This is a genomic window from Providencia sp. PROV048 (genome assembly GCF_033688165.1).
GTDB lineage: Bacteria > Pseudomonadota > Gammaproteobacteria > Enterobacterales > Enterobacteriaceae > Providencia > Providencia hangzhouensis.
In genome coordinates this window covers 3,676,799-3,703,652 of sequence record NZ_CP096360.1, presented here as the reverse complement: position 1 = coordinate 3,703,652, position 26,854 = coordinate 3,676,799, and the positions used below count along the sequence as shown (strand labels likewise).

Below are 26,854 nucleotides of genomic sequence, written 5' to 3'. Positions count from 1 at the left end.
GGTTGTTTGGCTCAGTGCTCATCCGCTTGCTTGCCCGTTCCCATCTCTTTTAAAAATTGTTGTTGGTAAACAAACAATTCTTTCGCGCTAATACAATGATAATCCATCGAAAACTGTTCGGCGGTTTGCTCAATGATCTTAGCAAGTGCAGGGTAATGGCGGTGGTTCCAATTCGGAAATAAATGATGAGTAAGATGTAAGTTTAACCCGCCTAACCAATAGGTTAGCCAACGAGGTGTGGTTTGCCAATCATAAGTGGTTGAAAAAGTATGAGTATAAAAACCATGCGGCATATTGCCTTCTTTGGGGGGCGTATAAAAAGTTGCTTTCGCCCAATGGGTGCCAAGTATTAATACAACAAATACGAGGGAGGCAAGCATTTGGCTAAATAAGTAAGTGAGTAGCAAGGTACCTAAACTGATATCAGTGATAACAAACGCAGGTATGACTATTGCAACAATCAAATGTAGTAACTTAGCCAATAAAAATGCCCCAATACCACGACGGCCTTGATGGCGCATATGCGGGGCGACGCGCGTCAAATGAAATCTGTCCATCCAATCAAAGAACCAAATCAATGCAGGGAAAGTCATTGCGGCAATTAATGGCCAATACAGATGCTGAGCTCGCATAAACGGGTACCAGCGCTGATAAGGCGTTTGACGTAAGACGAAATTTTCTTCGATATCTAAATCATAATGACGAATGTTGGTGTGAGCATGGTGAAAAATAATATGCCTGACTCGCCAACATTCAGGGTCTAAACCCAACGGAATAGTGACCCAAAAATTGAGCCAATAATTGGCTTTGGCCTGTTTGAAAATCGCATTATGGGAAGCATCATGAACTAAATTAATCGCCAATAATAATGCGAAACAGATAAACAGGGGATAAAAAATAAAAAAAGCCCAAGGCGCGTTAACACATAGCGCTATGTCGTAACTGCCTAGGCAGCACAAGATTAAAACCAAGCTTTTTAAATAAAAGCGTAAGTCAGCGAACCGGTGATCTGCACGCTGTTGTAAATAGTGTTTAGCGGCCTTGTTCAACGCTTTTTGGAACGCTTGATCATGGCGGTGTTGGTAGCCTAACGGCCTTAGCGGCTCAGGCGACATCACGCACCTGTATGGATTTTCTGCCGATACCAAGTAACATTAATAAACTATGCAGCCACAGAGCCGTGGTAAAAATTACCCAAAATGGCGTTGTCCATTGCCAAATAAATAAAATGCAAATTAATAGTAAGCAAGCGATAAAAAACCAGCTCATCAGGCCAATTTTGCGGCCATCTGAAATACCTGATAGTGCCACGGTACCTAAGGCTAATAAGATAAATAAAATCACTTGCTGTTGAGTCGTTCCCTGATAACCATAGCCATAAATATAGACATAACCAATAACTAGGCTAAATAGGAGAAGTGTTCCCATTACTAATGCGATTTGGTTCACGCGAAATAATGGTGCGGGTTTTTCCTTGGGTTGACTGCGACGTTTAATGATACGCCAAAAAGGCAAATTACTATCAATAAATGGGTTTTCAGAAGCGGGAGCCCCTTTGATGCCAAAATGGTGTTCCGTTTCAGGCAATTTGGAAAATGTGCCAAATAGTTTGTCCCAAAAAATAAAACTGCCACCAAAATTACGGTTGGAATAGTGCCCTTCTTTCACATGGTGAACTCGGTGGTGCTGTGGCGTTACCATAAATTTCTCCAACCAACCCAAACGCGGGATCAGCGCACTGTGGTTAAAAAATTGAATGGTATAGTGCAATATTGAAACGGTGATAAACACTTCTAAAGGGATCCCCATTAGCGCCAGCAACATAAAGAATGGGATTGATGTGAGTGATGAATACCACGAATTACGCACGCCTAATGATAGGTTATAGTGCTCCCCTTGGTGATGTACCACATGAACGGCCCATAAAACACGGTAAGTATGGTGTAAACGGTGTAGCCAGTAAAAGCCAAAGTCCCAAGCAAAAATCGTAAACACCCACACCAGTGCGGTTGGCCAGTTTTCAACGAGATTGAATGAGTAGTGGGTCACGACAAAGCCGTAACAAAAAATCTCTAACCCTCTAAACAGCCACAGCATAATATGGCCAGAGTTCAGGTTGAACACCAATTCTTGCCAGCTAACGGTTCCTTTTTGTGTTTTGGCTATCACCAAACCTTCTGCGACCACAACCGCTAACATGAAAACAATCGGAAAGGTTAATTCATTCATTAGTGTTTCTCTTTAAGACAAACTTCGCAGTGTGAACAATCACTAATGCCCCACAAGCGGTGAGTGCGCCAGTGACCACATCAATAAATAAATGGCGTTTTAACACCAATACAGAAGCACAAATAGCAAGGGCCCAAATTACGGCTAGAACCGTGCGAAATTTTTGTTGTGTTGACCATAATGCATTCAGTACGACGAGAGTCAATGAGACATGTAGAGAAGGTAGTAAATTTTGTGGGCTATCAATATTCATTAAAGCAGATAAAGCCAGTCCGGATAAGGTTGATAAGTCGTAATCGTGGTATAGCATAGTCGTGGGGTAGCACAAATAAACAGCCCCAGAAACCAGCGCACAGAGTTGCATGGCATACATAAGTGGGCGCGCTTTTCTTAGGGGACAGAGAAAATACCCAAGTGGGATAAACAGAAAAAAGGAGAGGTAAAGCCAGATGGCATCGGGGGAAAATGGGACGGCATTATCTAGTTTACTAGGGAGTAAAATATGAGCTTGCCCAGTCACTTGCCCGGTATATTGGTAAACAATACCTACGGTTCCCCAGCCGAGTAGGCAATAAATAAAGCGAGTGAATAATTCCCTGTTGTTCATTTTACTTCCTTACGGGTTATACGTCGCTTTTTAACCGAGAGTGCTTGCGTAATAGCGGCTGATGATAATTGCCAATCTAATTGCGTAATATCAACGTGTTGGCTTGCAAAGTAACTTGCTAGCTGTTGCTGGCAATGGGATAACTCCATGGGAGAGCATTCAGCCTGTAAATATAATGAGTTGCCTTGCTGTGTTAAGCGGAAATCAGCAGTAACAGGTAAGTGATTCACAATAACCCGCGCACAGGGATCTGCAAAAATCGTCACCATTTTGCCGTTATAACCCGGAAGTTGAAGCAAATCATCACAGCGACCCTCAATGCGTTCTATCGCCATTTCAGGGGAGCCACATGGGCAGGTGTTTTTTTTCACCACTAACACATCATCCAGTTGATAACGAACGATAGGCTGTGTTTTACGGGTAAAATCCGTAATAATCGGCGAAAAACGGTTATTATCAAGCCAATTAGGCTCAATATGCACAAACGCTTCATTTAAGTGTAAAGTACCATGAGAACAAGTACAGCCTAAAAAACCTTCCGTTGCTTGGTAGACCTCTCCAACATTGGGGAAGCAATCCTGTAATTTTTGTTTATCATGGGGTTCTAATACTTCAGCCACGGAAATGACTTTCTGCACATTTAGTTGAAGTTTCTGTTGATTAATGGCGTCAGCTATTGCGCATAGCACTTGGGCTGGCGCAACAATAATTGATGGTTGATATTGTTCAAGTGCAGTAAGTTGCAGGTCAAAATCTGCAAAAAGGTCATAAAAACGCAGTGAAATCCAACGGTTATTGACACTTTCATACAGGTTATTATTAGCACGTAAAAATAGAGCAACACGTTCACCACTAAACAGACTTTTAGGTAGCATTTTAGCTAACATGCTGCCAGACCAAACATTTTGTTCTTCTGGGCTAACAACGAAAAGGCCTCGACGGCCTGAGGTTCCAGAGGACAACCCGACACTGTAGCGCCCTACTTTAGGGGCAAAATCCCGAGATTGCTCACTTTTTTGTGCACATTCTAGAAGTTTTTGGCTAGAAAGCCCAGCGGTATTCATCTCATCAAAATTATCCATCATGACTTGTTTATTCATAATGGGAAAATTAGATAATGGCTGATTGATATATCGCTGAAAGTAAGGGCTTTTCGATAACACTTTGCGCTTAAAATGTGCCAAACGTTTTTGTTGATAAGCTTCTAGCTCGTCACGGTTGCGAAACGTCAAATGACGAGCGCGCCAGTAATGCCAAAGCATCGAGAGGATCACAATAAATCCCCTTCGTGGCACAGTTGGATAACCACATTGCGTTTATCAATTTCATGTAATTTATTGAGTGTTTCGTAATAAGCCTGCTTATCATCCATGATGATATTGGCAATGGCCATAGGGCCGCGCAATTCACGGTAATTAGTGGGAGACCATGCTGCGTCACCTGCGAGCAATATCCAGCCTGAGTCAGTTAGTACACACAAACCAATATGCCCTGCAGCATGCCCAGGAAGCGGCACAATGAATAACGTCTTCTGTTGATTTACTGCATAGCCTTCGCCCAAAATTTGCAATTCATTCGGTAACGCCACCTTTGGGAAACCTTCATAAAATACAGTACGTTGTTCAAAGTCTTCTGGTAGAAGACCACTGACAAAGGCATTTTTCAATGCAGCAAACCCTGTTAAAGGGCGTGTTTTAGCCCAGCCATCTCCTGAGCAAATAATGGGGATGTCAGGGAAGTCACGTAGCCCCGCGATATGGTCACCATGAAAATGGGACAAAATCACACCATTGATATCATTAGGTTTTAAGCCATCATTAGCCAATTGATTGACAAGGGCGTCTTTGCTTTCGAAATACACTGGGGTAACAGTTCGATATAACCGCATAATGCCATGGCGCGTGTGATCATAAAAATGGGTGGCATAACCCGTATCAAATAGCCAACGCTGGTGTTCATCTTCAATCAGCCATGCTCTTGCTGGGAATTTACAGGATTTAAAACTAGCACCTTTTAAAGCCACACAGCCTGGATGTGTGCAGTAACCCACTTCATATTGATGAATTTTTAGCATGGGTTCTCCTGTTGTTTCAGCCATTTAGCGGTCAAATGAATACCTTGTTGCATACTATATAAAGGATAGTAACCCAGTTCTTGCTGTGCTTTTTGGTTATCTAATGTCATGGTGAAATAGGCTGCGCCAAGGCTATAGCGTGTGAGTAATGGTTCTTTTCCCGTTAAATAGCCAATGGCTTCTAATAGGCTGGCAATAACATACAGTAAAGGGTAAGGAGCTGAACGAATTTCGCAATCTAAGTTGAGTTCACTAAATAACTGATTTAATGTCTGTTTTAGTGCTTGGGGCTGTTGGTTGGTAATATTATAAATGGCGCCATTAGGGAGTGTTTCTTTGAAAGTCGCCAACTGCATGCTGTGAACCACATTTCCCACATAGGTGAGGTCAAAATGGTTATTTCCCCCATTAGGTAACACCAATTTTCCCTTACGTGATTTTATTTGGGCGAGCAAACGCGGTAGCAAAACGCGATCATGGGGGCCAAATAAACCTCGAGGGCGCAAAATAGTGTAACGAGTTGTCGGAAACTGCCTAACGCACTGCTCAATCCTAGTTTCGGCTAAATATTTTGTTCTGGCATATTGGTTAGCGAAATGTTTATTAACCGTGGACTCATGAATATTTTGCTGGTGGGTGAAATTAAAATAAATGGCTGGGGTGGAAATATGGATAAAGCGTGAGACTTTGGCTTCCCCCGCGGCGGTAGCCAAAATTTGAGTTGCATGAACATTTGTTGTCTCAAAATCTTGGCGTTTGCCCCAAGGTGAAGAAAGAGCAGCGCAGTGCCAAATGGCATCACAGCCAGTCATCATCTCTTTGGCCTGTTGCAAAGAAAGCTGAGCCAGTTCACAAGAGATAAATTCAGCTCCCATCTTTACTAGCTGTTCTCCTGCTTGCGGGTTTCGCCCACAAGCGACGACTTCAAAACCTCGCCCCAGTAAGTACTCACTTGCATTTCTACCAAGGCCACTCGTAGCACCTGTGACGAGGATCTTCATGGCACTAATACCATGGCGCACAGCGCTAACCCAGCGGCAGTGCCAATTAGCATGGCACTGGGCTTTTCATAGAAACGGCCTGTGATAATTGCTTCGTGTAATGCTGAAGGGATAGAGGCCGCAACTTGGTTCCCACGATGGCAGTAGATATCGACTAATTGCTCAGTTGTTACGCCCACACGTTGGCGCATATGCTCTAAAGAAAGATGGCTTGCTTGGTGTGGGATCACGGTACCAATTTGTTTGAGCTGTATACCTGATTCACTGAAAACCTGTTGCATAAAATCTTCAATCAAAGAAGATGCGAGGCGAAACAGTTTTTTCCCCTGCATATGGAACAGAAAATCATCATCGGTCATCCCTGCACGTGGATTGCGTCTTGTGCCACCTGCGCGAATTTCACAAAAATCAATGCCTGCTGTATAAGTGGTGTGTGTGTAAGAAATAATTCCACTATTCCCATCCCCTTTTTCCACAACAACGCAAGCTGCACCATCACCAAAAATCAACGATGATTCTTTATCTTGCCAATCAATACCACGTGAGGCGATATCCGCAGAAACAATTGCAATGCGTTGATAAGCGCTGGTGGCTAATAACCCCGCAGCAACCTGTAGCGCAGTGATAAAGCTGATGCAGCTTGAATTAACATCAAAGCAGGCAATCCCTTGATTTAAATTTGATTGTTCAAGGATATGCGCTGCGGAGCAAGGTAAAGCTTGCACGGGAATTGCAGACGCATTAATTAGCATATCAATACTGCTTGGTACGATATGGTTCGCATGCAATGCATTTTGAATCGCCAGGGAAGCTAACACTGCTTGTGAATCGGTATGACTTGCATGGAAGCGATATTCGATACCTGAATGTTTTTCAACAAAACCTTTCGGTTTATTGAGCTTTTCATCAAGCATTGAGGAGTAAATTTTGTTTTCAGGTAGTGCCACACCAGAAGCAATGATTTTTAGTGGGGTGATTGACCTATTACCAGACATATAAGTAGTGCCTATCTCATCATAATATTGACAATAAATATCAAAGTTCAAATATTTAATATATAGGAATTACGGAATTATTCTTAGTTCTTACTTTTATGTTTTTTTTGCCTTGGTGAAGACGAGGAGGAAGAAGACATTTTATTCTGAAGACTCACTTCAAAATGGAAAAGGTCTTAAGCCACAATATTACCGAAAGATTACAAATTGTACGTTTGCCACTGACAGTGGTTTGCTATTTTTACGAATCACATCAATTAATAAGTAAAATTTATGTTATTGAATAATGGCTCAAGGTGTTAGATAATAGAAGAGAATAAACGCATAAATGATCCATACTGAAAAGAGTACATAAAATGTCATATCCTTCGAATCAGCTTAGAGACTTATCTTCTCTTTTTTTGAGAAGTGAGGTATCGCGTTGGTTTAAAGGCGATTTTAAATCAATTGATGTAAAACTACATAGATATCAGCTATATGAAAAATACAAAGGTAAAACCTATTTATCTTTTGTAAAAAAGACCTATAAGTTATTGCTAAAGCATTATCCCAATGAGTATGTTTTAAAAAATGAATTTTTAAATCAGTGGCTTAAAAAAGAATTGGGATGTAATAGTTCCATAATATTTAATGAATTTCGCATTGGAAATGCCATTGCAGATTTAGCTATGTTTAATGGTGTATCGAAAGCTTTTGAAATTAAGTCTATTTTAGATAAGGATTATCGGTTATCTAATCAACTCCAAGAGTATAAAAAATTATTTAATGAGGTTTATATTATCGTCCCTCATGAGCATTTGGGGCGATATATCGATTTTGATAATTCTATTGGGGTTATTTCATATAGTAATGATTGTAATGCGTTTAACTTAGAACGTAAGCCAAAAGTAAATCAGCATGTTGATATTGATACATTGATGAATGTTTTGCACACTAAGGAATATTTAAAAATATCAAAAAATTACTATAAAGAGTTGCCAATGATGAACTCATTTAATCAATTTGATATTTGTAAGGAGTTAATTTCAAGTATTGAAAATAATCAGTTGAATCATTTGTTTATTGAAGCAATGAAGGAACGAAAAGTTAATAATTTGTTTTTTAATAAACTAAATAATGAGCTTAATCAGATATGCCTTTCTTTGAATTTAAAAAAGGCGGATAGAGAGGATTTGGTTAGTAAACTAAAAACGAATACGGTGTAAACTATGTATTTTCCATATTTAAGAGCAAGGCAGTTTGAACTGATTTCCTTAAGGGAACTCGCTACATCTGGCATTGTAAATAATAAGGTAATGCCGGTTTTAGAACCTGTTAAATCTAGTTTTAGTGGATTGAATTTAGCATGTAATATTTTTCAAGAGAAAAATTTTAAGGCTTTTCTCATCGTTAATCCTTGTTGTGGTGAGATTGCAGGGGATAGATATGATGTATTGAATTACTTGAAAGAATTAAATGGGGAAACATATTTACCTGCATTTATATATACCGATAACAGTAATTATATTCTTTCTTGTATAGATAAGTATAATCTGGAAAATTGCTTGATAGTTTGTTTAGATAAATTTTCTGATGAAGAACAGTTGAAAGAATTATCTACCCGAGATGAAATTTCTCATTTAATGTTATTAGACCCTAATAAGTATCGAGGGTTAGACAAGTATATGAAATTACTTGATATAAACTACATTAGATTAGATGATTTATTTGAAAAACAACAAAGAAATTCCGATTTTTTGGATATAGCTGCGCATAAATTTACTGAGGAGCATCTCTATTATAAAGAGGATGGCTACCAAGGTTTCTCTGATTATACGATATTGCCTAGTGATTTTGTCGATGGTGGTAGTACTCCTAGGGCGGTGGTGATCCATCTCACCTATCCGAAGAGTGAGGTTACTAATGAGGTTTGGATTAGCCATTTTACATCTGAATCTAATGATTCAATAGAAAACGTACAAGGTAAATTCGCAGAGGCAACAAAGAAGGCCATCACTTTTTGTGATTCATTACCATTGGATAATATTGCGATAGATGAACTGAGAAAATATTTTACTGATAAAAAATACCCAGGCTTAGGTACAGTTAAAAAAATATCGATTAAAAATCATGTGTTAGTTATAAATGAATTAATATAAGGTCAATTTAATATATGAAATTTGTTTGTAAAGAATGTTTTTCAGATACTGAAATAATTGGCTTTATTATATCTCAGTGTGAGATTAATCAATGTGATTTTTGCAAAACATTAGATGTAGACGTTGTCAGGGTTGATGAGCTATATGGTTTTTTTGCAGAACTATTTACTAACTTAGTTCCAAAAGAGCATGGAACGTCTTTATCTAAATTGTTACAGGGAGATTGGAGTTTTTTTAAAAACCAAACGTGTGCAGATAAAGTTCTAAATTATGTTATACAAAATATTGATACAAACTTTATTCGCGCGAGTGATGGTGCTGATTATATAGATGAAATCTATGAAAACATAAACTATTGGGAGCAGCTAAAAGAGCAACTCAAGTGGGAAAAAAGATATTTTACAGATATCAATTATTTAACAGAAGATCTTGGCTGGGACAGTTTTTTTCAAAGCCAAGTTGTCATAAGCCCAAGTGATATTTTTTATCGAGCGAGACTTCATCAAAAAGAGGGGCAAGATCCTTTTAATGAAACAGAAATGCTTTGTCCTCCTAAATATTTAACGACTTCAGGTCGTGCTAATCCAATAGGTATTCCGTACTTGTACCTTAGTGACAATTTGTCGACAACACTTTATGAGGTGCGAGCCACTTTTTTGGATGAGGTCACGGTAGCTAAATTTCAATTAGATTCAACGGTTACTACAAGAGTTGCTATTGCTGATTTTACAGAAACCCCCTCCCTTTATCACCCTAACGAGATTAATAAAAAGATTAAAGGCACATTGCTGAGGCAAAAGATCAGCTTAGACTTATCCCAACCTATGAGACGATTCGACTCAGATCTGGACTATATTCCAACTCAATTTATCTGTGAATTCATCAAAGTTTTTACAGGCGTTGACGGCATTAAGTTTGCGAGTTCTCTCGATAGTACGGGTAATAATCTTGTTATTTTTAATCAAGAAATAATGGTATGTACTAGCGTAGAAAAAGTTAGGATCACCAAGTTAAAAATATCACATGGACGATAAATAGCAGTTTCGTATAGTTTGATAAATCAGCTCAAATTTACATATGGGTTATTGTCTGTTTTGACGTTTCCTCAACCAATTTCTCAATAAGCGACTGCCATGTCTTCGGTAATGTCGTTTGCCAAACTAAATCAACTTGCCATTGAGCATTTGCATTGTCCTGAATTGGAATAAAATCGATATTTTCTCCACCAATCTGCTTGGCGCTATATGGGACAAGACTGATGCCAACCTTAGCGGCGACTAACGCAATTAGAGTCTGAATGTCACTGGCTTCTTGTCGTGGCGTGATATGCAGATTTTCAGATTGCAAATAATGTTGAACTTGTTGATAAAGACCCTGACCGCGTTGTGCGCGTAACATCAGAAGTGGATATTGGGCTAAATAATCATTGATTGTACTATGTGGCTGTTGGTCTTTGGTGACAGCAAGCGCCAGTGTTTCAATTTTCAATGGGCGGCTGGCAAGGTATTCCACTGAGTTTTGCTTATCACTACGGGTAAATGCGATATCTAACTGGTGCTGAACAAGCTTCTCTCTCATGACATGTGAGGGCATGTCCTCTAATAGAATGGTGACATTGGGGAGTTGTTCTTTCAGACGGGCAACAAAAAAAGAGGCTTCGTGAAAAGTTGCAATACCGAATCCGACATTTAAAGAAAGCGGGGGAGTTTCTCTAAGAGCGGCGGCTTGGTTTAACAGCTCCGCCATATGGTTTAGCGTGTGTTCTGCGTAAGGCAGTAAAGCGCGGCCATGATCTGATAGTACCGCACCATGACGTCCCCGCTCAAATAGTACTATATCCAATTGTTTCTCAAGAAGTTGAATTTGTTTTGTTAAGGCTGGCTGACTAATATATAGGCGTGATGAAGCTTCGCGGTAATTTTTTGTCTCTGCGAGAGTGATAAATGCACGGAGTAGTCGAGTATCCATAGTTGTTAGCCAGTTCCTAGTAATAGAAGACGCTATAACATTTCTATTATGAATGCTATAGCGAGCCATTGACTTTAACTATTATTGCTTTTCTTGATGATAAGGGGAATTCTTAGAAGCAAAACGGACATGGCGAATATTCGTTTCGTAACCCAGAGTTTCAGTGATGATTCGGTAGAGCTCAGGGCGTCTTCCGGTTAACCAGCGACGGCCATTCGAGGTAGGCAATAAATCTAATTCAAGATCCGCGATGACGATATCATCATCTATTGCGCAGCTTTCTTTAATTACTCGCCCGTAAGGGTCTATGATCATGGCGTTTCCGGTTCGAATTTCATCATCATCTAAGCCAACTCCATTACTAAATAAATAAAACACGCCATTATCGTGGGCTCTGGAGGGTAACCAGCGCATTAGCCATCCGCGCCCATGTTCCCCTTGACATGCATCTAATAATGCTTGAGGATTTTTTTTTCTATTTTCCCAGAGGCGGAGGTCGAGCGGTTTCATGCCATGAGGGCTACTCGAATGAGTTCCACCTGTTTGATGGGGGGCAAGAATAATATCTGCACCAAGTAGCGCGTTGACGCGTGGATTTTCAATTAAGTTATTATCCCAACAAATTAAAATACCGACTTTTACCCCCCATGGCGTATCAAAAACAGTGTAATTGTCTCCGCTATGAATGGCGGGGTGCTCAAAGGCATGTAATTTACGATGAGCATGGTATTGGCCATCTGGCATACAAGCGACCCAAGTATTGTAGCATTTGCCATCTAACCCTTTTTCAATCAACCCAACCCCGATAATCATGTCTAATTCAATGGCCCGTTGGCGGATTAATGCTAATGACGGGCTATCATGTAAAGTTTCACTTAAAGCATAAACGGCATCATCTGGTAGCTTCGGCACGTGCCAATAACCAGTAATACACATTTCAGGTAAAACCAGTATTTTTACCTTCTGTTGGGCGGCTTGAGTAATAAACTCATGGATACGTTCTAAATTGTAGGTTTTATCGCTAGGACGGTGTTGGAACTGGACAGTTGCAACCCGAAGCTGTGATTGTGCTGGCATCATTTTTATCTCCTTAGTTAGGGAAATAAAAACATGTAATTTGAGCTAAAAATAATGAGTTATTTTCTCATTCCATAACGATAGGTTATTGAATGAATCTGTCTGGTCACCAATATTAGCATTTTTATACATAAATTAACGTAAAAAGAGATGTTGAAATATATATAATACGGAAAAATAGCCTAGTTAAGTGTAATCTTCCTAGGTTGTCCATTTTGGTTTAAAGCGTATCAGGTCAATTATTCCTCAATGAAATGCTTTCATTTAGTGAATCAAGCATACAAATGCTCTTTATTCTCGGTATTAAAAGCACAAATTTAACCTAAGCTATATGTGAAACATACAATAATAGTAAGCATTTACCTTGTTGTTTTGACTGATTTCTTGTGAAAGTGCGAGGTAAAACTCTTGTTTTACTCGTTTTATAGCTCCCTGTAGTGCAATTATTATGTTTTCTTTTTGTTATATTTCATTTTTACCTTGTTGATCTGCAATAGAATTTTGTGTTTTGTTACAATTGGAAACAAATATAACATATTGTTATTTATACGTTATTTTTGTTGGTGATTGTTGTTTTTTACTCGAAATGTGAGTTATCGATGGCTATCAATATTGTTATTACTCTTAATATGAATAACTTGATTTATTTATGAGTAGATAGCGACCAATAAAAAAAAATTGCAGTTTTTTATATCCTATAACTCTTATTATGAGTAATTAAAAATACTATTAAATTAAATTAAATTAAATTAAATGATAAGAATAAAAAAACCATTGTTAGTTGTTTTTTTGAAGCAAACATTAAAAATGTAAAAAATAAATTAATTTATAAAAATAAGTATATAAAAATACTTAGGAATCAATGAATACCATATAAAATTAATTATAAATGCCTTCATTCCATTATAAATTAAGGTGTTGTTATATTTTTGGATATTACCATTGATAGTGGTAGTTTGTTATTTTTCTTTAATATCAATTGGTTGTATGTTATTTCTTTATTTAAAAAAGAATAATAACTAATATGAATTATGTGTTTTTTATCTTATATGATAATGCAAACTAAAAAAATGAAATATTGATAGGTTTCAGTGGCTTTAATTTATTCTATCGATCGTTACAAACAGTTTTACTTTTATATATTGAAAACTATAATTAACTCAAATTTCGTGTTTTAATTGGTTTGTTCTTTTTTGATTTTTTATATAATCAGTGCAATTTATTATGTGAAATTTTTTGATTTGTAATATAATTTAGCCATTTAATATTTTAGGTTATTTTGGGCTATTGTTGATGATAAATGTAAATCGTATAGTAGGCAGAGAGATTAGAAAAAGAAGAAAGCATTTAGGGCTTTCAGGCATCGAATTAGCTAATCTTGTTGGTGTTAGCCAACAACAGATTTCACGTTATGAAAGGGGTGAGTGCAATATAAATATTGAAAACTTGCACACCCTTGCTAACGCTTTAGATACAGAAATGATTTGCTTTTTTATTGATGATGTTTTTATCAATAAAGAAAGTAATTAATTTAAAAAATTAAGAGTAATCTAATTATAAAAACATTCATATTTAAAGTTAACTAAATATCTAAAAAAATAAAAATGTAGTGTTTTTATTTTTTTAGTAAAATTCTAACTTTCTTATTTTTACCTTTACATTCTCAGCAAATAAATATCAACCTAGTAATTTATTGATTATTAGGTGATTGGTACATCTGTCGTCTTTTTATAGGAAAATATAAATGAAATTAACTAAGATTGCATTAGCTACAATTATCGCTTCTTCATTTGGTATTGCACACGCAGCACCTGTAGATCAAGGAAGTGGCATCATCAACTTTACTGGTAAAGTGATTAATGCACCTTGCTCAATCCCTGGTGATGGTACAATCAACGTTGACCTTGGACAAGTTGCAAATAAAGTATTGGAAACTGGTAACAAATATAGCCAAAGTGTTCAATACAATATCCAGTTAGAAAACTGTGATTTAGGTGCAGTGACAGATGCTGACGACAAAGTTATCTTCCCTGCGGTTAGCAAAGTAAAAGTAACTTTCACTGGTACTCCAGATACTACAGCTAAAGAATTACTGGCAAATACTGGTACTTCTAAAGGTGTGGGTGTTCGTTTAATCAACGCAGATGGCGCAACAATGAAAGTTGGTGATACTAGCGTTGAGATGCCATTAGCGGATGGTCCAAATAAATTAGCATTCAGTGCACGTGTTGAAGCAAATGGTAGCAAAGTTGAAACTGGTAGCATTATTTCTCAAGCAACTTACGCTTTAAACTACCTGTAATTTTTTATTTAAAATAACAGGCATGTATTTGCCTGTTATTTTTCTTTCTTTATTTTTATTTTTCTTACAGGGAACATCATGTCTCTATTTCCTCAGTTTAAAATAAATAAAATATTATTTTCGATTGCTTTGGCATTTTCCTTTTCTGGAATTTCTAATGCAGTGGAATTTAATATGAATATTATTGATGCTAAGGATAGAGATAATATTGACTTAAGTCAGTTTTCTAATCCCGATTTTATTCCTGCTGGTGAATATTTAACAGATATTACATTGAATGGTAGAAAGTTATCTGGGCAGTATTTAATTAAATTCATCGAAGAGAGTAAAGATACTTCAACACTCTGTATTACACCAGAGATGGTAAATATTTTTGCATTAAAAAAGAAGGTAAAGGAAGAACTTCTGCAAAATAATAATGGCCAGTGTGTTGAACTATCTAAAAATTTAGATATTACCTATCGCTTTGATAAAGCGAATCAGAATATCTTATTTTCTATTCCTCAAGCTTGGCTTGAATATGATGACCCGTATTGGGTTCCACCTTCCCAATGGGAAAATGGGATTGCGGGCGCATTTCTCGACTATAACCTGTTTGTCAATTACTCAGCGCCTAAAAATAACAGTGAAACATTCAGTGGTAGTAGTAACGGTACCGCTGGCGTTAACTTAGGAGCTTGGCGTTTTCGTGCTGACTATCAATATCAATATAATCGTTCTCAAGGTAAAACGAATGAGCGGTTTGATTGGACTCAGTTATACGCTTTTCGTGCTTTACCTCAAATGGGTGCAAAGGTTTTACTTGGTGAGTCTTATTTGAAGACTGACTTATTTGATAGTTTTCGCTTTATAGGGGCGTCTATTTTTAGTGATAACCGGATGCTTCCACCTTCATTACGCGGTTATGCACCTCAGGTTACCGGTATTGCGAAAACGAATGCGATGGTGATTATTTCACAGAATGGGCGTGTGATTAAGCAAGTTAAAGTCGCTCCAGGGCCATTTAATATTCAAGATATCACTGAAGCGGTACAAGGTACTTTAGATGTAACCATTGAGGAAGAAGATGGTTCAAAAACCACTTATCAAGTGACAGCGGCATCGTTGCCATTTTTAACGCGTCAGGGGCAGCTACTTTATAAATTTACCATGGGGCAATCCGACCCATTTGGTCGCTCACAGAAAATTGATCCTAAGTTTATTGTAGGAGAAGTTTCCTATGGTTTATTTGGTGATACATCCATCTTTGGTGGGTTAATTGCAACGGTAGATAATAACAATTATCAAGCGATGAACCTGGGGATAGGGCAAAACATGAATATGTTTGGTGCTATCTCTGTTGATATCACTCGCACCCATGCAAATTTAGATAATTTTGGATCTTATTCAGGTAATAGCTATCGTTTAAATTATTCTAAACGTTTTGAATCTACCAATTCACAGATAACATTCGCAGGCTATAAATTTTCTGAAAAAGAATTCTTAACGATGCCTCAATACATTGATGCAGCTAACGGTGTACTTGATTTTAGACGTGACAAAAACGTCTATACCGCGTCTTTTAATCAATACATTAGCCCACTGGATTTAACTGTCTATTTTAATGCTTCTCATCGCCAATTTTGGAATAGTGAATCTACAACAAACTTTGGTATGAGTTTTAGTAAGCTATTTAGTATAGGGCAAATTAAAAACATTTCCGGCACCTTATCACTTAATAAAATTAAATATGAAGAGACGGATGATAATCAAATTTACCTTTCTTTCTCCGTGCCACTTGAAAATGGTGCGTCAGTCAGTTACGACGCTCAATATGCAGATAATGACCATAGCTTTGGCCAATCGGTAGGTTATTACAGCCCGAACGAGAATAATAACTACTGGAGTATGCGTGTTGGTGGTGACCAGCACAAGCTTGGACGTGCTGAGCCAAATATCAGCGGTAGTTATCAATATTCATCGCCTTATGGCGTATTGAATGTTAATGCGACAGAGAATGTGAACTCATATCGTGCTTTTGGCGGTAGTTGGTATGGCTCCATGACAGCAACGAAATATGGCGCAGCTATGCACCGTAACGGGACTAACAACGAACCTCGAGTGATGATTGATAGTGACAATGTCGCTGGGATTTCTATTAATAATGGTGAATCTGTCACGAACCGATTTGGGATTGGTGTTGCGACAAGCTTAAATAGTTTTTCTAATTCAGATGTTTACATTGATATGAATACACTGCCTGACGATGTGGATGTCAATGACAACATTATTGGTAAAACATTAACTGAGGGTTCAATTGGTTTTCAGAGAATAAAAGCGAACCAAGGAAAACGTATTTTAGCAGTTATCCGTTTGAATAATGGGAATTATCCACCGCTTGGTACCAGTGTGACTGAATTAAGTACAGGAAGAGAAGTCGGAATTATTGCAGATAGTGGTGTTGCTTATTTAACGGGTGTGGCTCCAGAAGAAAGCTACATAGTGAAATGGGCTGCTGGCGCAAACCAATGTAGTTTGAATTTACCTAATATTGCCGAAAAAAATCAGGGGAAAGTCCTGATCCCTTGCCAATAAAGGAATGATGTATGAGTAAAAAGTATGTAGTAGCTTTAGGATTTTCATTAGTTTTTGTCGGCATGCAAGTTGCGTCTGCTGCGATTAATATTGACCGTACACGGATCATTTTTCCAGGCAAAGATAAATCAATCAGTTTGGTTATTAATAACCAAAGCAAAACAATGCCCTACTTAGCTCAATCTTGGATGGAAGATGAAAAAGGGAATAAGGTTTCTGAACCTTTTACAGTTTTACCTCCAATGCAACGCGTTGAGCCGAATGCTAAAAACCAAATTAAAATTATTAAAACAGAGGGAATAGATGCTCTTCCACAAGATAGAGAATCTCTGTTCTATTTAAATGTGCGTGAAATTCCACCGGTGACAGATAAAGAAAATGTCGTACAGATTGCGATTCAAAGCCGTCTCAAAATGTTTTATCGACCACCTCAAATCGAAAATAACAGCGATAAAGTATGGGCTAAAGAGCTGAAATATACGCACACAGGTGGGCAATTACTTATTGAAAATCCAACTAAATATTATGTGACATTGGGTTATCTCAGTAATAATAACCAGAAAAATTTTCCTGGTTTTGAAAGTGTGATGATTGCCCCGCTTTCTAAGGAAAGTGTTCCCGTACCAGCAAGCAGTTTTAATCAGTTATATACCGGTTATATGGATGATTACGGTGGCATGAAAATGTTGACTTACCAATGCGCTGCGTCGACCTGCCAGCTGTCAAAAGAGAGCCAATAGGATTTTAGATATGAGAAATTGCTACTTTTCAATATGTCTTTTTATGCTATCTCTATGTGGAAGCCAAGCTTATGCAGATAGTAGCATGATGAGAGGTGATCTTAATTTTACGGGAAATGTGGTGGCATTGCCTTGTAAGATTTCATTTTACTCGATAGATCAAAATATTGAATTAGGACCAATATCTCTGAATTACTTTAATGAAATTGGAGACAGAAGCCCTAAGCATGAAATCAAACTAAAGTTTGATGATTGTATTTTTCCAAAACGCAATCGCGATGATAGGGTTCCGGTTGTTCGGATCATGTTTATTTCAGAACCAACTGAAAGTACAGACCGTAATTTATTTGGTGGTAAAACCATTCTAAATGGTTATGGGATTCGATTAATGGATAAAGATGGCAATATTGTTCCTAATGGAGAATACCGCAGTTATCCCATCTATTTTGATGATAACCAGCAAATTACGATTTATTCCATGCTAGAGAGTTATCTACCAAGAAATGAATTAACAGTGGGTAATATTAAAACGCAAATTACCTTAAATATTACTTACATATAAGGTGTATAAATCATGATACACAAGTTTATTCAAAAATATGGTTTTTATATTTTATTTCTATTCGTTTTTATTAGCCCAAAAACCTTTGCATTAGATTGTGTGGAAAAGGGGACTGGAGTCGTCGAAAAACCCGCAGTTCCTGTAGGTCAATTGGCCATTCCTGCTGATACAACGGCAGGTTCTATTATTTGGCAATCCGACCCTTTAACAGTAACCGTTTATTGTGACAATGTACTTGGTAATGCTGTTGACGTTGTTCATATGTATTTTAATCCGAAATCTCAAAAACTTGGGACAGGGTTATTACTAGGCGCGAATTACCAAGGCCAACAATTGGAACAAAATGAGCAGCGTGTCAACTTAGGGACTCCACCTATTCGCCGCGGAGAGAATGTCACGGTAACAGTGACTTTTACACTATATATCAAAGTGACGGGTATTGTTCCTCCTTCAGGTAACTACACAGGGGATAACCAATTTACGGTTTTCCAGTTTGATGGAAGTGGTGGGATAAACCATACCAATGGTGCAAAAAACTTGAAGTATTCTATTACTGGGTTACGAGGTATTCGCTTTCTCAAGTGTGGGGCTGATATTAAAGTTTACCCAGAGTCACAGCAAATTGACTATGGTCAGTTAATGATCACTGAGCTTAATCAAGGAAAAGAGTTTAAAAAAGATTTTCAGATACAAGCGGTGAAGCGGGGCTGCTTAGATAATTTTTCCATGAATATTAACTTCGAAACTACAGACCCGTTAAATGGAGAGTATGCCATTGATCTAAAAAACGGGACTAATTTAATTCTTTCGGATGATAAAGCGGAAAAAATAAAATTTAATTACTTCCAGTTTTTCGGAACACTCCCCTTAGGGAGTACATCGATTACACGTGACTACAGTGCGACGGTTAAAAAGGTGGGAGCGGTAAAAACAGGACCATTTAGCGCCTCAACGATTGTCCGTATTAACTATTATTAACATTAATCCGAAGAGATGACTAAAAATACATGATGAAAATCAATAGATTGATTTTCGGCTGATAACGCAAAGCGGGAAAAATCACACTGTTATCCCACGTTGTCAACAACCAAAGAGCAGGCCAAAAGCCTGCTCTTTGCTATGTTACATCGTTATGCAGTGATATAGGCTAACGAAATTTAGCGCATTCCTTTGCGCTAGAGTGGCAAATCTTATTTAACGCATTTACTGCAAGTCTCATTTTGGACTTGTTCAAAGAAGTTATTGCCTTTGTCATCAACGAGAATAAATGCAGGCAGCCCCTCAACTTCCATTTTCCAAATCGCTTCCATTCCTAATTCTGGATACTCAAGGCAATTTAAACTTTTCACATATTCTTGAGCGAGAATCGCAGCTGAGCCACCGATACTACCTAAATAAAACCCTCCGTGTTTTTTACATGCATCAGTTACCGCTTGAGTTCGGTTGCCTTTCGCCAACATTAGCATGCTACCTCCGTGGGATTGGAACAGGTTAACATAAGGGTCCATGCGGTTACCTGTTGTCGGACCTAAAGAGCCGGAAACCATATCTTCTGGTTTTTTGGCTGGCCCTGCGTAATACACCATGTGGTCTTTAAAATATTGAGGCAATTCTTCGCCGTTATCTAAACGTTCTTTAAGCTTAGTATGCGCAATATCTCGAGCAATAATCAGAGGCCCGCTGAGAGAAACACGTGTTGATACCGGGTGTTTACTCAGCTCAGCCAAAATATCTTTCATTGGGCGGTTGAGGTCGATATGTACCACTTTTCCTTCAGCTTGGTTACGCATAGATTCAGGAATGTATTGGGCTGGGTTATGCTCCATTTTTTCAAGCCATAAACCGCTTTTGGTAATTTTAGCTTTAATATTACGGTCGGCAGAGCAAGAAATGGCTAAACCGATTGGGCAAGAGGCACCATGACGAGGTAAACGAATAACTCGTACATCGTGAGCAAAATATTTACCACCAAATTGTGCGCCAAAACCAAGATGACGAGAAGCTTCTAATAACTCATTTTCTAGTTCAATATCACGGAAAGCACGGCCGTACTCATTACCTGTGGTTGGCAGGTTGTCGTAGTATTTTGCGGAGGCGAGTTTAGCTGTTTTCAGTGTTGTTTCCGCTGAAGTACCGCCGATAACGAAGGCAATATGGTAAGGCGGGCAAGCTGTTGTTCCTAAGTTACGCATTTTTTCAATTAAGAAATTTTTTAACTTGGCTGGGGTTAAGGTGGCTTTTGTTTCTTGGTAAAGTGCTGATTTATTTGCTGAACCGCCGCCTTTGTTAACAAATAGGAAGTGATATTCATCACCTGTGGTCGCAAAAATGTCAAACTGTGCTGGCAGGTTTGTGCCAGTATTGACTTCATTAAACATATCTAGCGGTGCATTTTGAGAAAAGCGCAGGTTTTCGTGTTGGAAGACATTATAAATCCCTCGAGAGAGGTACTCTTCGTCATTGCAGTCTGTCCAAACTTGTTGGCCTTTTTTCCCAACAACCGCAACCGTTCCTGTATCTTGGCAGTTTGGCAAAATACCTTTTGCAGAAATTTCAGCATTGCGAAGTAATTGTAACGCCACGTATTTGTCGTTTTCGCTGGCTTCTGGGTCTTGTAAGATAGCGGCGACTTGTTTCTGGTGCGCAGCTCTTAAAAAAAACTGGGATTCATAAATTGCGTGTTCTGCAAGGAGAGTTAATGCCTCAGGTTCTATCTTTAAAATTTGCTTACCAGCAAATTGTTCTACAGAAACATATTTATCAGAGACTTGGAAATACTCAGTTTTATCCTCAGATAATGGATAAGGTTCTTGGTAAAAAAACTCTTTATTAGCCATTTTGCTCACTCACATATTAATTTCAGTGGAATTTCCAAAGGTAATCACCCGAAGGCTTATGTTTATTCTTTAATTGATTTAACTCGAAAGATACAAAGTAAAATTTATGGGTGTAATAATGAAACAAAAATCACAAAATAAGTCACTAAAAGTTACAGTTTAGATTGAAATTATATCAATTTGATTATTATATTCAAAGAGATGCAAAGAATAATATGATATTGGTTAAATTTATTGAGATAAAAAATAAGGATTAATGAAAATTAGATTTAAATCACATAATAATATTATCAACTGCGACTTTAATTATTTGTTATAGATGTTACCAGTTATTGCCTTTGTTCTATATATAATCACGATATATATCTACTGGATATAACTACCATCAAAACTCGACGAGTTAGTTATGGTAAAGGCTTATTGTATTTTTATCTCGCATGAAGTTTTAAAATTTATATCATTAAATATATGAATTAAAAAATTAAAAATAATAAAAACTATTAATTCCATAATTATTATTATTTTTATTGTGAATTGTTTTAACTCTATGAATTTCATTGAATTTGACTTAAGTTTTATCTTCGAATGTATCATGTAAATCTATAGATATGGACAGACTGATTCTATATATCGCTATGTCGCTTATTTTTCTCAAAAATCTGTTTTATTTATTGAGAATTCATAATGAAAGGCAAACGAAGTTGTGAAAATGGCTTTCAATTTGCAAAAACAGTGTTTATCATGCATGCCTTATGAAGTTTAAATGGCGCTACTGGTTTTGGGCTTTGCTGGGGAAATTATTTACTTATGTTACTTAAGTTGACAGAGTAAACCTCCGACAAGCTTATACAGTCTTTAACGGTGGCGATTCTATCTGCATTATTCCTAGGGATAGAGTGTATAATAAATGACTGAGACAACCTCTCTGACACCACTCATTGAATTAAAATCTTTAAGTAAAGGTTTTGATGGCAAACAAATTATTTCTGAGCTTGACTTAACCATTCAGAACGGTGAGTTTTTGACCATTCTGGGGCCTTCTGGTTGCGGTAAAACGACTGTTTTACGTCTTATTGCAGGGCTAGAAGATGCCGATGGCGGTCAAATTATTCTTGATGGTCAAGATATTACGGATATTCCAGCGGAAAACCGTTTTGTAAATACCGTCTTTCAAAGCTACGCTTTATTTCCTCATATGACAGTCTTCGATAACGTGGCATTTGGCCTGCGCATGCAAAAAACGCCTGCGGCTGAAATCCAAAAACGTGTCGACCAAGCCTTGCGTATGGTGCAACTAGAAGATTTTGCTGAGCGTAGACCCAACCAACTGTCTGGTGGTCAACAACAACGCGTGGCGATAGCCCGTGCGGTAGTGAATCGCCCGAAAGTCCTACTACTGGATGAATCATTGTCTGCGCTTGATTATAAACTGCGCAAACAAATGCAAAATGAGCTAAAAGCGCTTCAACGAAAACTGGGGATCACGTTTATTTTTGTGACCCACGACCAAGAAGAAGCCTTGGCCATGTCTGACCGTATCATTGTGATGCGTGAAGGGAAAATTGAGCAAGACGGTACTCCTCGCGAAATCTATGAGGAACCGAAAAATCTGTTTGTAGCTCAATTTATTGGTGAAATTAATATTTTTGATGCGAAAGTATTGTATCGCATTGATGATAAACGTATTCGAGCCAATGTTGAAGGGCATGAATGTGATATTTTCACTGAGCTCTCTGTCAAAGAAGGGCAACACGTCAGTGTGTTATTACGTCCTGAAGACTTGCGCGTTGAAGAAGTGAATGATGCAGATAACCATCCGGGGCTGATTGGCTACGTTCGTGAGCGTAACTATAAAGGCATGACGTTAGACTCAGTGGTTGAAATGGAAGATGGCAAAATTGTCATGGTTAGCGAATTCTTTAATGAAGATGACCCCGATGTCGACCACTCCCTTAACCAAAAAGTTGCTGTGACTTGGGTTGAAAGTTGGGAGGTAGTTCTGGATGATCATTCGTAAACATAAAATTTTGCAGAACGTTATTATCACTGGGGTGGTCGCCTGGCTGCTGCTATTCGTCTTCTTGCCTAATATCATGATTATTGGCACTAGCTTTTTGACGCGTAGCGACACCAACTTAGTCGACTTAGTTTTTACGTGGGATAACTACGTTCGCTTGTCTGACCCGATGTATGCAGAGGTCATGCTGCACTCGCTCAATATGGCGGTGATCGCAACCTTTTTCTGTTTAGTTATTGGCTATCCATTTGCCTTTATATTGGCAAAGCTACCTAAACGGGTGCAACCTTTGATGTTGTTTCTGTTAATTGTGCCATTTTGGACCAATTCATTGATTCGTATCTATGGGTTAAAAGTTTTTCTCAGTACCAAAGGGTACTTAAATGACTTTTTACTGTGGGTTGGTGTTATCGATAAACCGTTGAAAATTATGTATACACCTGAAGCCGTCATACTAGGCCTCATTTATATATTGTTGCCGTTTATGGTGATGCCGCTGTATTCAAGTATTGAAAAGCTGGATAAGTCATATATAGAAGCTGCAAGAGATCTCGGTGCGAATAAATTTCAACGGTTTGTGAAAATTATCATTCCTTTAACGATGCCAGGTATTATTGCAGGCTGTTTGCTGGTTTTATTACCAGCAATGGGGCTGTTCTACGTCGCGGATTTAATGGGTGGTGCGAAAAATCTACTGATCGGTAACGTAATTAAGAGCCAGTTCTTAAATATTCGTGATTGGCCATTCGGGGCAGCAACCAGCATTTTCCTCACGGTGATGATGGGGTTATTGCTGTATGTGTATTACCGAGCAGCTAAGCTTCTGAATAAAAAGGCATATGAAGAATGATCGGACGTACTCTGCGTGGTGGTTTTATGGCCATCATCTACGCTTATCTTTATATTCCAATCATCATTTTGATTGTTAATTCCTTTAATGAGTCGCGCTTTGGTATTCAGTGGCAAGGGTTTTCAACTAAATGGTATGAATTACTAGCTAATAACGATAGCTTATTAGAAGCTGCGGGGCATTCATTAACCATGGCGGTTTTGTCAGCGACTTTCGCGACAGCCATTGGCACATTAACCGCCGTTGCATTATTTCGCTATCGCTTTAGAGGAAAACCTTTTGTTGGTGGCATGTTATTTGTGGTCATGATGTCACCTGATATCGTCATGGCGATTTCGTTATTGGTTCTATTTATGATCCTTGGGGTTTCGCTAGGTTTTTGGTCATTGCTTTTTTCCCATATTACATTCTGTCTGCCCTTTGTAGTGGTGACGGTGTATGCAAGGTTAAAGGACTTTGATGTGAAGATGCTCGAAGCTGCACGTGACCTCGGTGCGGGTGAGTTTACCATCTTAAGGAAAATCATTTTGCCATTAGCGCTACCTGCGGTTGTGGCAGGGTGGCTACTGAGTTTTACATTGTCGATGGACGATGTGGTGGTTTCGTCATTTGTTACGGGGCCAAGTTATGAGATTTTACCATTGAAAATATATTCAATGGTAAAAGTCGGGGTCTCCCCAGAAGTAAACGCATTGGCGACAGTATTGTTGATTATGTCTTTACTGCTCGTTTGTTTAAGCCAATGGGTGATGCGGGATAAATACTCGAAAAAAGCGAAATCATAAATGAGTGATGGTGTTGGTTTTTTCTATAACAGCGCTTTTTTGATGCCATATGGCGAGAGGGTGGGCTTTATTTAGCCTATAAGATATATACCCTAAATAATTCAAGTGGTTACTTGATGCATTAAGGGATAAAAACACTTTGTTGAGGGAAACTCAGTAATGAAAAAATGGTCCTATCTACTGGCAGCAGGGTTAATGGTTGCAAGTATTGGCACGGCAACTGCCGCTGACGATAACAAAGACGTACTGTATTTCTATAACTGGACAGAATATGTTCCCCCCGGTTTATTAGAGCAATTTACCAAAGAAACGGGCATCAAGGTGATTTACTCCACCTATGAATCAAACGAAAGCATGTATACCAAGTTAAAGACCTATAAAGAAGGGGCTTATGACTTGGTGGTGCCTTCTACTTATTTTATTGCCAAAATGAGTAAAGAAGGGATGCTACAAAAGATTGATCACAGCAAATTAACCAATTTTAAAAATCTTGACCCAAACTTAATCCATAAAGAATTTGACCCGAATAATGATTATTCAGTGCCTTATATTTGGGGTGCGACAGGGATAGGTATTAATGGTGAAGCTGTTGACCCACAGTCTGTCACCTCGTGGGCGGATTTTTGGAAACCTGAGTATAAAAATAGCTTGCTGATGATGGATGATGCACGGGAAGTTTTCCAAGTTGCGCTCACTAAATTAGGTTATTCAGGTAATACGACTGATCCGAAACAAATTGAAGAGGCGTATAAAGAGTTGCAAAAATTACGCCCAAATATTTTAGCCTTCAACTCTGACAACCCAGCAACACCATTTATTGAAGGTGAGGTTGATGTGGGAATGTTGTGGAATGGTTCTGCATTCGTCGCGCGGCAAGCTGGCTTACCGATTGAAGTGGTGTGGCCAAAAGAAGGTGGGATTTTCTGGATGGATAGCTTAGCTATTCCTGCTAACGCCAAAAATGTGGAAGGGGCCCATAAGTTAATTAATTTCTTATTGCGTCCAGAAATTGCAGCTCAAGTGGCTGAATCTATTGGTTACCCAACACCAAATTTAGAAGCTAAAAAATTATTACCTGCTGAAATTGCTAATGACCCATCACTTTACCCAAGTGAAGAAGTTCTGCAAAAAGGCGAATGGCAAAGTGATGTGGGGAATACCAATATTATTTATGAAGAATATTTCCAAAAGCTAAAAGCAGGACGTTAATTATTGTTTTAGTCGCAAGCTAAATAGGGTTCGAAGATAATAAAAAGGCATCACGATTGTGATGCCTCAGACTACTGACAAACATATTATGTTTGGCGGTAAGTCGAATAGGTTTTGAAAATAAATTAGGAAAATCAATTTATTGATTTTCGGCTGATAACACAAAGTGGGAAAAACCACGCTTTTATCCCGCTTTGTCAACAACCTCAGGCATCACGATTGTGATGCCTTTTTTTAATAGCTAACGTTTGGCATTATGACCAACAAACTTCACAAAGGTATCTGCCCACGGTTGTAGGAAATCTTTACTTTTGGGTGAAATATTACCTTGTTCATCAACCATTCCCTCATACCACTTCAAATAGCACTCTGGTTGGTTCATTGTCGGCATATTCAAAAATGCCAAGCTATTACGCAAATGTTGTTGTGCAATAGCCGTACTAATATTGCCAATAGATACCCCTAGCACTCCTGCAGGGATGCCATCCCATGAATTATCTCCCCATGGGCGAGAGCCTTGGTCAATCGCATTTTTCAATACGCCAGGCATTGAACGGTTATATTCTGGGGTGGCGAAAATAATGCCATCACAGGCTTTAATTTGAGATTTGAAATTAGCCACAACAGGAGGCACATTTTGGTCTGCATCTTGGTTATAGAGAGGGAGTTCACCAATATTGATAAATTTAAACGTGAAATTTGTGGGGAATAATTTAGTCATGGCTTTAGCGACAACTAAATTATATGAATCAGCGCGCAAACTACCCACAATGACACCAATATTGTATTGATTTGACATGATAAAACCTCTTTCACGGGGAGTTAATTAGGAATACTGCAAACCGCTATTTATTGAATAGAGCATTGTTTCACTCTCACTATTAAACAT

At 38.2% G+C, this 26,854-nt stretch carries 24 protein-coding genes; 13 read left to right on the top strand and 11 right to left on the bottom strand.

The genetic code is table 11. The annotated features are described in order from the left end of the window. Positions 1–11 precede the first annotated feature (11 nt). Genes M1F26_RS16550 through M1F26_RS16520 form a run of 7 tightly spaced genes read right to left on the bottom strand, consistent with a single transcriptional unit; the run spans position 12 to position 6,906 of the window. Complete coding sequence (locus M1F26_RS16550) at positions 12–1,115, bottom strand: fatty acid desaturase family protein (protein ID WP_140171730.1); 1,104 nt, start codon at positions 1,113–1,115, stop codon at positions 12–14. Continuing rightward, entirely contained in the window at positions 1,105–2,229 is a 1,125-nt protein-coding gene (locus M1F26_RS16545) for a sterol desaturase family protein (RefSeq protein WP_140171729.1), read from the bottom strand. The genes M1F26_RS16550 and M1F26_RS16545 overlap by 11 nt, the downstream gene beginning before the upstream one ends. Continuing rightward, the gene (locus M1F26_RS16540; protein WP_094961571.1) at positions 2,222–2,836 is read right to left on the bottom strand and encodes a phosphatase PAP2 family protein; all 615 of its coding nucleotides are present in this window, start codon (positions 2,834–2,836) and stop codon (positions 2,222–2,224) included. The genes M1F26_RS16545 and M1F26_RS16540 overlap by 8 nt, the downstream gene beginning before the upstream one ends. Further along, entirely contained in the window at positions 2,833–4,113 is a 1,281-nt protein-coding gene (locus M1F26_RS16535; protein WP_227528998.1) for a F390 synthetase-related protein, read from the bottom strand. Before M1F26_RS16535 ends, M1F26_RS16540 begins: the two co-directional genes overlap by 4 nt. Next, positions 4,107–4,910 (bottom strand): MBL fold metallo-hydrolase, encoded by an 804-nt coding sequence (locus M1F26_RS16530; protein WP_140171727.1) that lies wholly within the window; start codon positions 4,908–4,910, stop codon positions 4,107–4,109. The genes M1F26_RS16535 and M1F26_RS16530 overlap by 7 nt, the downstream gene beginning before the upstream one ends. Beyond that, positions 4,904–5,911, bottom strand: a complete 1,008-nt coding sequence (locus M1F26_RS16525; protein ID WP_140171726.1) for an NAD-dependent epimerase/dehydratase family protein — start codon at positions 5,909–5,911, stop codon at positions 4,904–4,906. The genes M1F26_RS16530 and M1F26_RS16525 overlap by 7 nt, the downstream gene beginning before the upstream one ends. Then, on the bottom strand, positions 5,908–6,906 hold the full coding sequence (locus M1F26_RS16520) for a 3-oxoacyl-[acyl-carrier-protein] synthase III C-terminal domain-containing protein (protein WP_140171725.1): 999 nt from the start codon (positions 6,904–6,906) through the stop codon (positions 5,908–5,910). The genes M1F26_RS16525 and M1F26_RS16520 overlap by 4 nt, the downstream gene beginning before the upstream one ends. Before the next feature lie 356 nt (positions 6,907–7,262). Between M1F26_RS16520 and M1F26_RS16515 the strand changes: the two genes are divergently transcribed. From M1F26_RS16515 to M1F26_RS16505, 3 genes are read left to right on the top strand one after another with little or no spacing between them, the layout of a single operon-like run. Further along, entirely contained in the window at positions 7,263–8,111 is an 849-nt protein-coding gene (locus M1F26_RS16515) for a sce7726 family protein (protein WP_140171724.1), read from the top strand. 3 nt (positions 8,112–8,114) lie between these two features. Beyond that, on the top strand, positions 8,115–9,044 hold the full coding sequence (locus M1F26_RS16510) for a sce7725 family protein (protein WP_094961565.1): 930 nt from the start codon (positions 8,115–8,117) through the stop codon (positions 9,042–9,044). 14 nt (positions 9,045–9,058) lie between these two features. Next, positions 9,059–10,078, top strand: coding sequence for an RES family NAD+ phosphorylase (locus M1F26_RS16505; RefSeq protein ID WP_140171723.1), 1,020 nt, complete (start codon positions 9,059–9,061; stop codon positions 10,076–10,078). A gap of 37 nt (positions 10,079–10,115) precedes the next feature. On the opposite strand, the gene M1F26_RS16500 is transcribed toward M1F26_RS16505, so the two are convergent. Both M1F26_RS16500 and M1F26_RS16495 read right to left on the bottom strand, forming a co-directional pair. Next, positions 10,116–11,012, bottom strand: a complete 897-nt coding sequence (locus M1F26_RS16500) for a LysR family transcriptional regulator (RefSeq protein WP_094961563.1) — start codon at positions 11,010–11,012, stop codon at positions 10,116–10,118. An 81-nt stretch (positions 11,013–11,093) separates the two neighbouring features. Further along, positions 11,094–12,089, bottom strand: coding sequence for a nitrilase family protein (locus tag M1F26_RS16495; protein ID WP_140171882.1), 996 nt, complete (start codon positions 12,087–12,089; stop codon positions 11,094–11,096). A gap of 1,293 nt (positions 12,090–13,382) precedes the next feature. Here M1F26_RS16495 and M1F26_RS16490 point away from each other — a divergent pair. The 6 genes from M1F26_RS16490 (at position 13,383) to M1F26_RS16465 (ending at position 19,245) form a co-directional block, all read left to right on the top strand. Then, a complete protein-coding gene (locus tag M1F26_RS16490) occupies positions 13,383–13,619 on the top strand; it encodes a helix-turn-helix domain-containing protein (RefSeq protein WP_004259130.1) in 237 nt (78 codons plus the stop codon). A gap of 214 nt (positions 13,620–13,833) precedes the next feature. Continuing rightward, the gene (locus tag M1F26_RS16485) at positions 13,834–14,391 is read left to right on the top strand and encodes a fimbrial protein (protein WP_140171722.1); all 558 of its coding nucleotides are present in this window, start codon (positions 13,834–13,836) and stop codon (positions 14,389–14,391) included. A gap of 78 nt (positions 14,392–14,469) precedes the next feature. After that, positions 14,470–16,965, top strand: coding sequence for a fimbria/pilus outer membrane usher protein (locus M1F26_RS16480; RefSeq protein WP_140171721.1), 2,496 nt, complete (start codon positions 14,470–14,472; stop codon positions 16,963–16,965). An 11-nt stretch (positions 16,966–16,976) separates the two neighbouring features. Further along, positions 16,977–17,705, top strand: coding sequence for a molecular chaperone (locus M1F26_RS16475; protein WP_004259120.1), 729 nt, complete (start codon positions 16,977–16,979; stop codon positions 17,703–17,705). 85 nt (positions 17,706–17,790) lie between these two features. Next, on the top strand, positions 17,791–18,267 hold the full coding sequence (locus tag M1F26_RS16470; protein ID WP_226617002.1) for a fimbrial protein: 477 nt from the start codon (positions 17,791–17,793) through the stop codon (positions 18,265–18,267). A gap of 12 nt (positions 18,268–18,279) precedes the next feature. After that, a complete protein-coding gene (locus M1F26_RS16465) occupies positions 18,280–19,245 on the top strand; it encodes a fimbrial protein (RefSeq protein ID WP_140171720.1) in 966 nt (321 codons plus the stop codon). A 212-nt stretch (positions 19,246–19,457) separates the two neighbouring features. On the opposite strand, the gene M1F26_RS16460 is transcribed toward M1F26_RS16465, so the two are convergent. Then, complete coding sequence (locus M1F26_RS16460; RefSeq protein WP_140171719.1) at positions 19,458–21,104, bottom strand: fumarate hydratase; 1,647 nt, start codon at positions 21,102–21,104, stop codon at positions 19,458–19,460. A 907-nt stretch (positions 21,105–22,011) separates the two neighbouring features. Here M1F26_RS16460 and potA point away from each other — a divergent pair. The 4 genes from potA (at position 22,012) to potD (ending at position 25,965) form a co-directional block, all read left to right on the top strand. Beyond that, positions 22,012–23,121, top strand: a complete 1,110-nt coding sequence (potA, locus tag M1F26_RS16455) for a spermidine/putrescine ABC transporter ATP-binding protein PotA (protein ID WP_004259102.1) — start codon at positions 22,012–22,014, stop codon at positions 23,119–23,121. After that, the gene (gene potB, locus M1F26_RS16450; protein WP_004259100.1) at positions 23,108–23,971 is read left to right on the top strand and encodes a spermidine/putrescine ABC transporter permease PotB; all 864 of its coding nucleotides are present in this window, start codon (positions 23,108–23,110) and stop codon (positions 23,969–23,971) included. The genes potA and potB overlap by 14 nt, the downstream gene beginning before the upstream one ends. Continuing rightward, on the top strand, positions 23,968–24,756 hold the full coding sequence (gene potC, locus M1F26_RS16445; RefSeq protein ID WP_004259098.1) for a spermidine/putrescine ABC transporter permease PotC: 789 nt from the start codon (positions 23,968–23,970) through the stop codon (positions 24,754–24,756). Before potB ends, potC begins: the two co-directional genes overlap by 4 nt. 159 nt (positions 24,757–24,915) lie before the next feature. After that, the gene (gene potD, locus M1F26_RS16440) at positions 24,916–25,965 is read left to right on the top strand and encodes a spermidine/putrescine ABC transporter substrate-binding protein PotD (protein ID WP_140171718.1); all 1,050 of its coding nucleotides are present in this window, start codon (positions 24,916–24,918) and stop codon (positions 25,963–25,965) included. A 241-nt stretch (positions 25,966–26,206) separates the two neighbouring features. Here potD and M1F26_RS16435 read toward each other — a convergent pair whose 3' ends face one another. Further along, positions 26,207–26,764, bottom strand: coding sequence for an NADPH-dependent FMN reductase (locus M1F26_RS16435; RefSeq protein WP_136135365.1), 558 nt, complete (start codon positions 26,762–26,764; stop codon positions 26,207–26,209). Between the last annotated feature and the right edge of the window lie 90 nt (positions 26,765–26,854).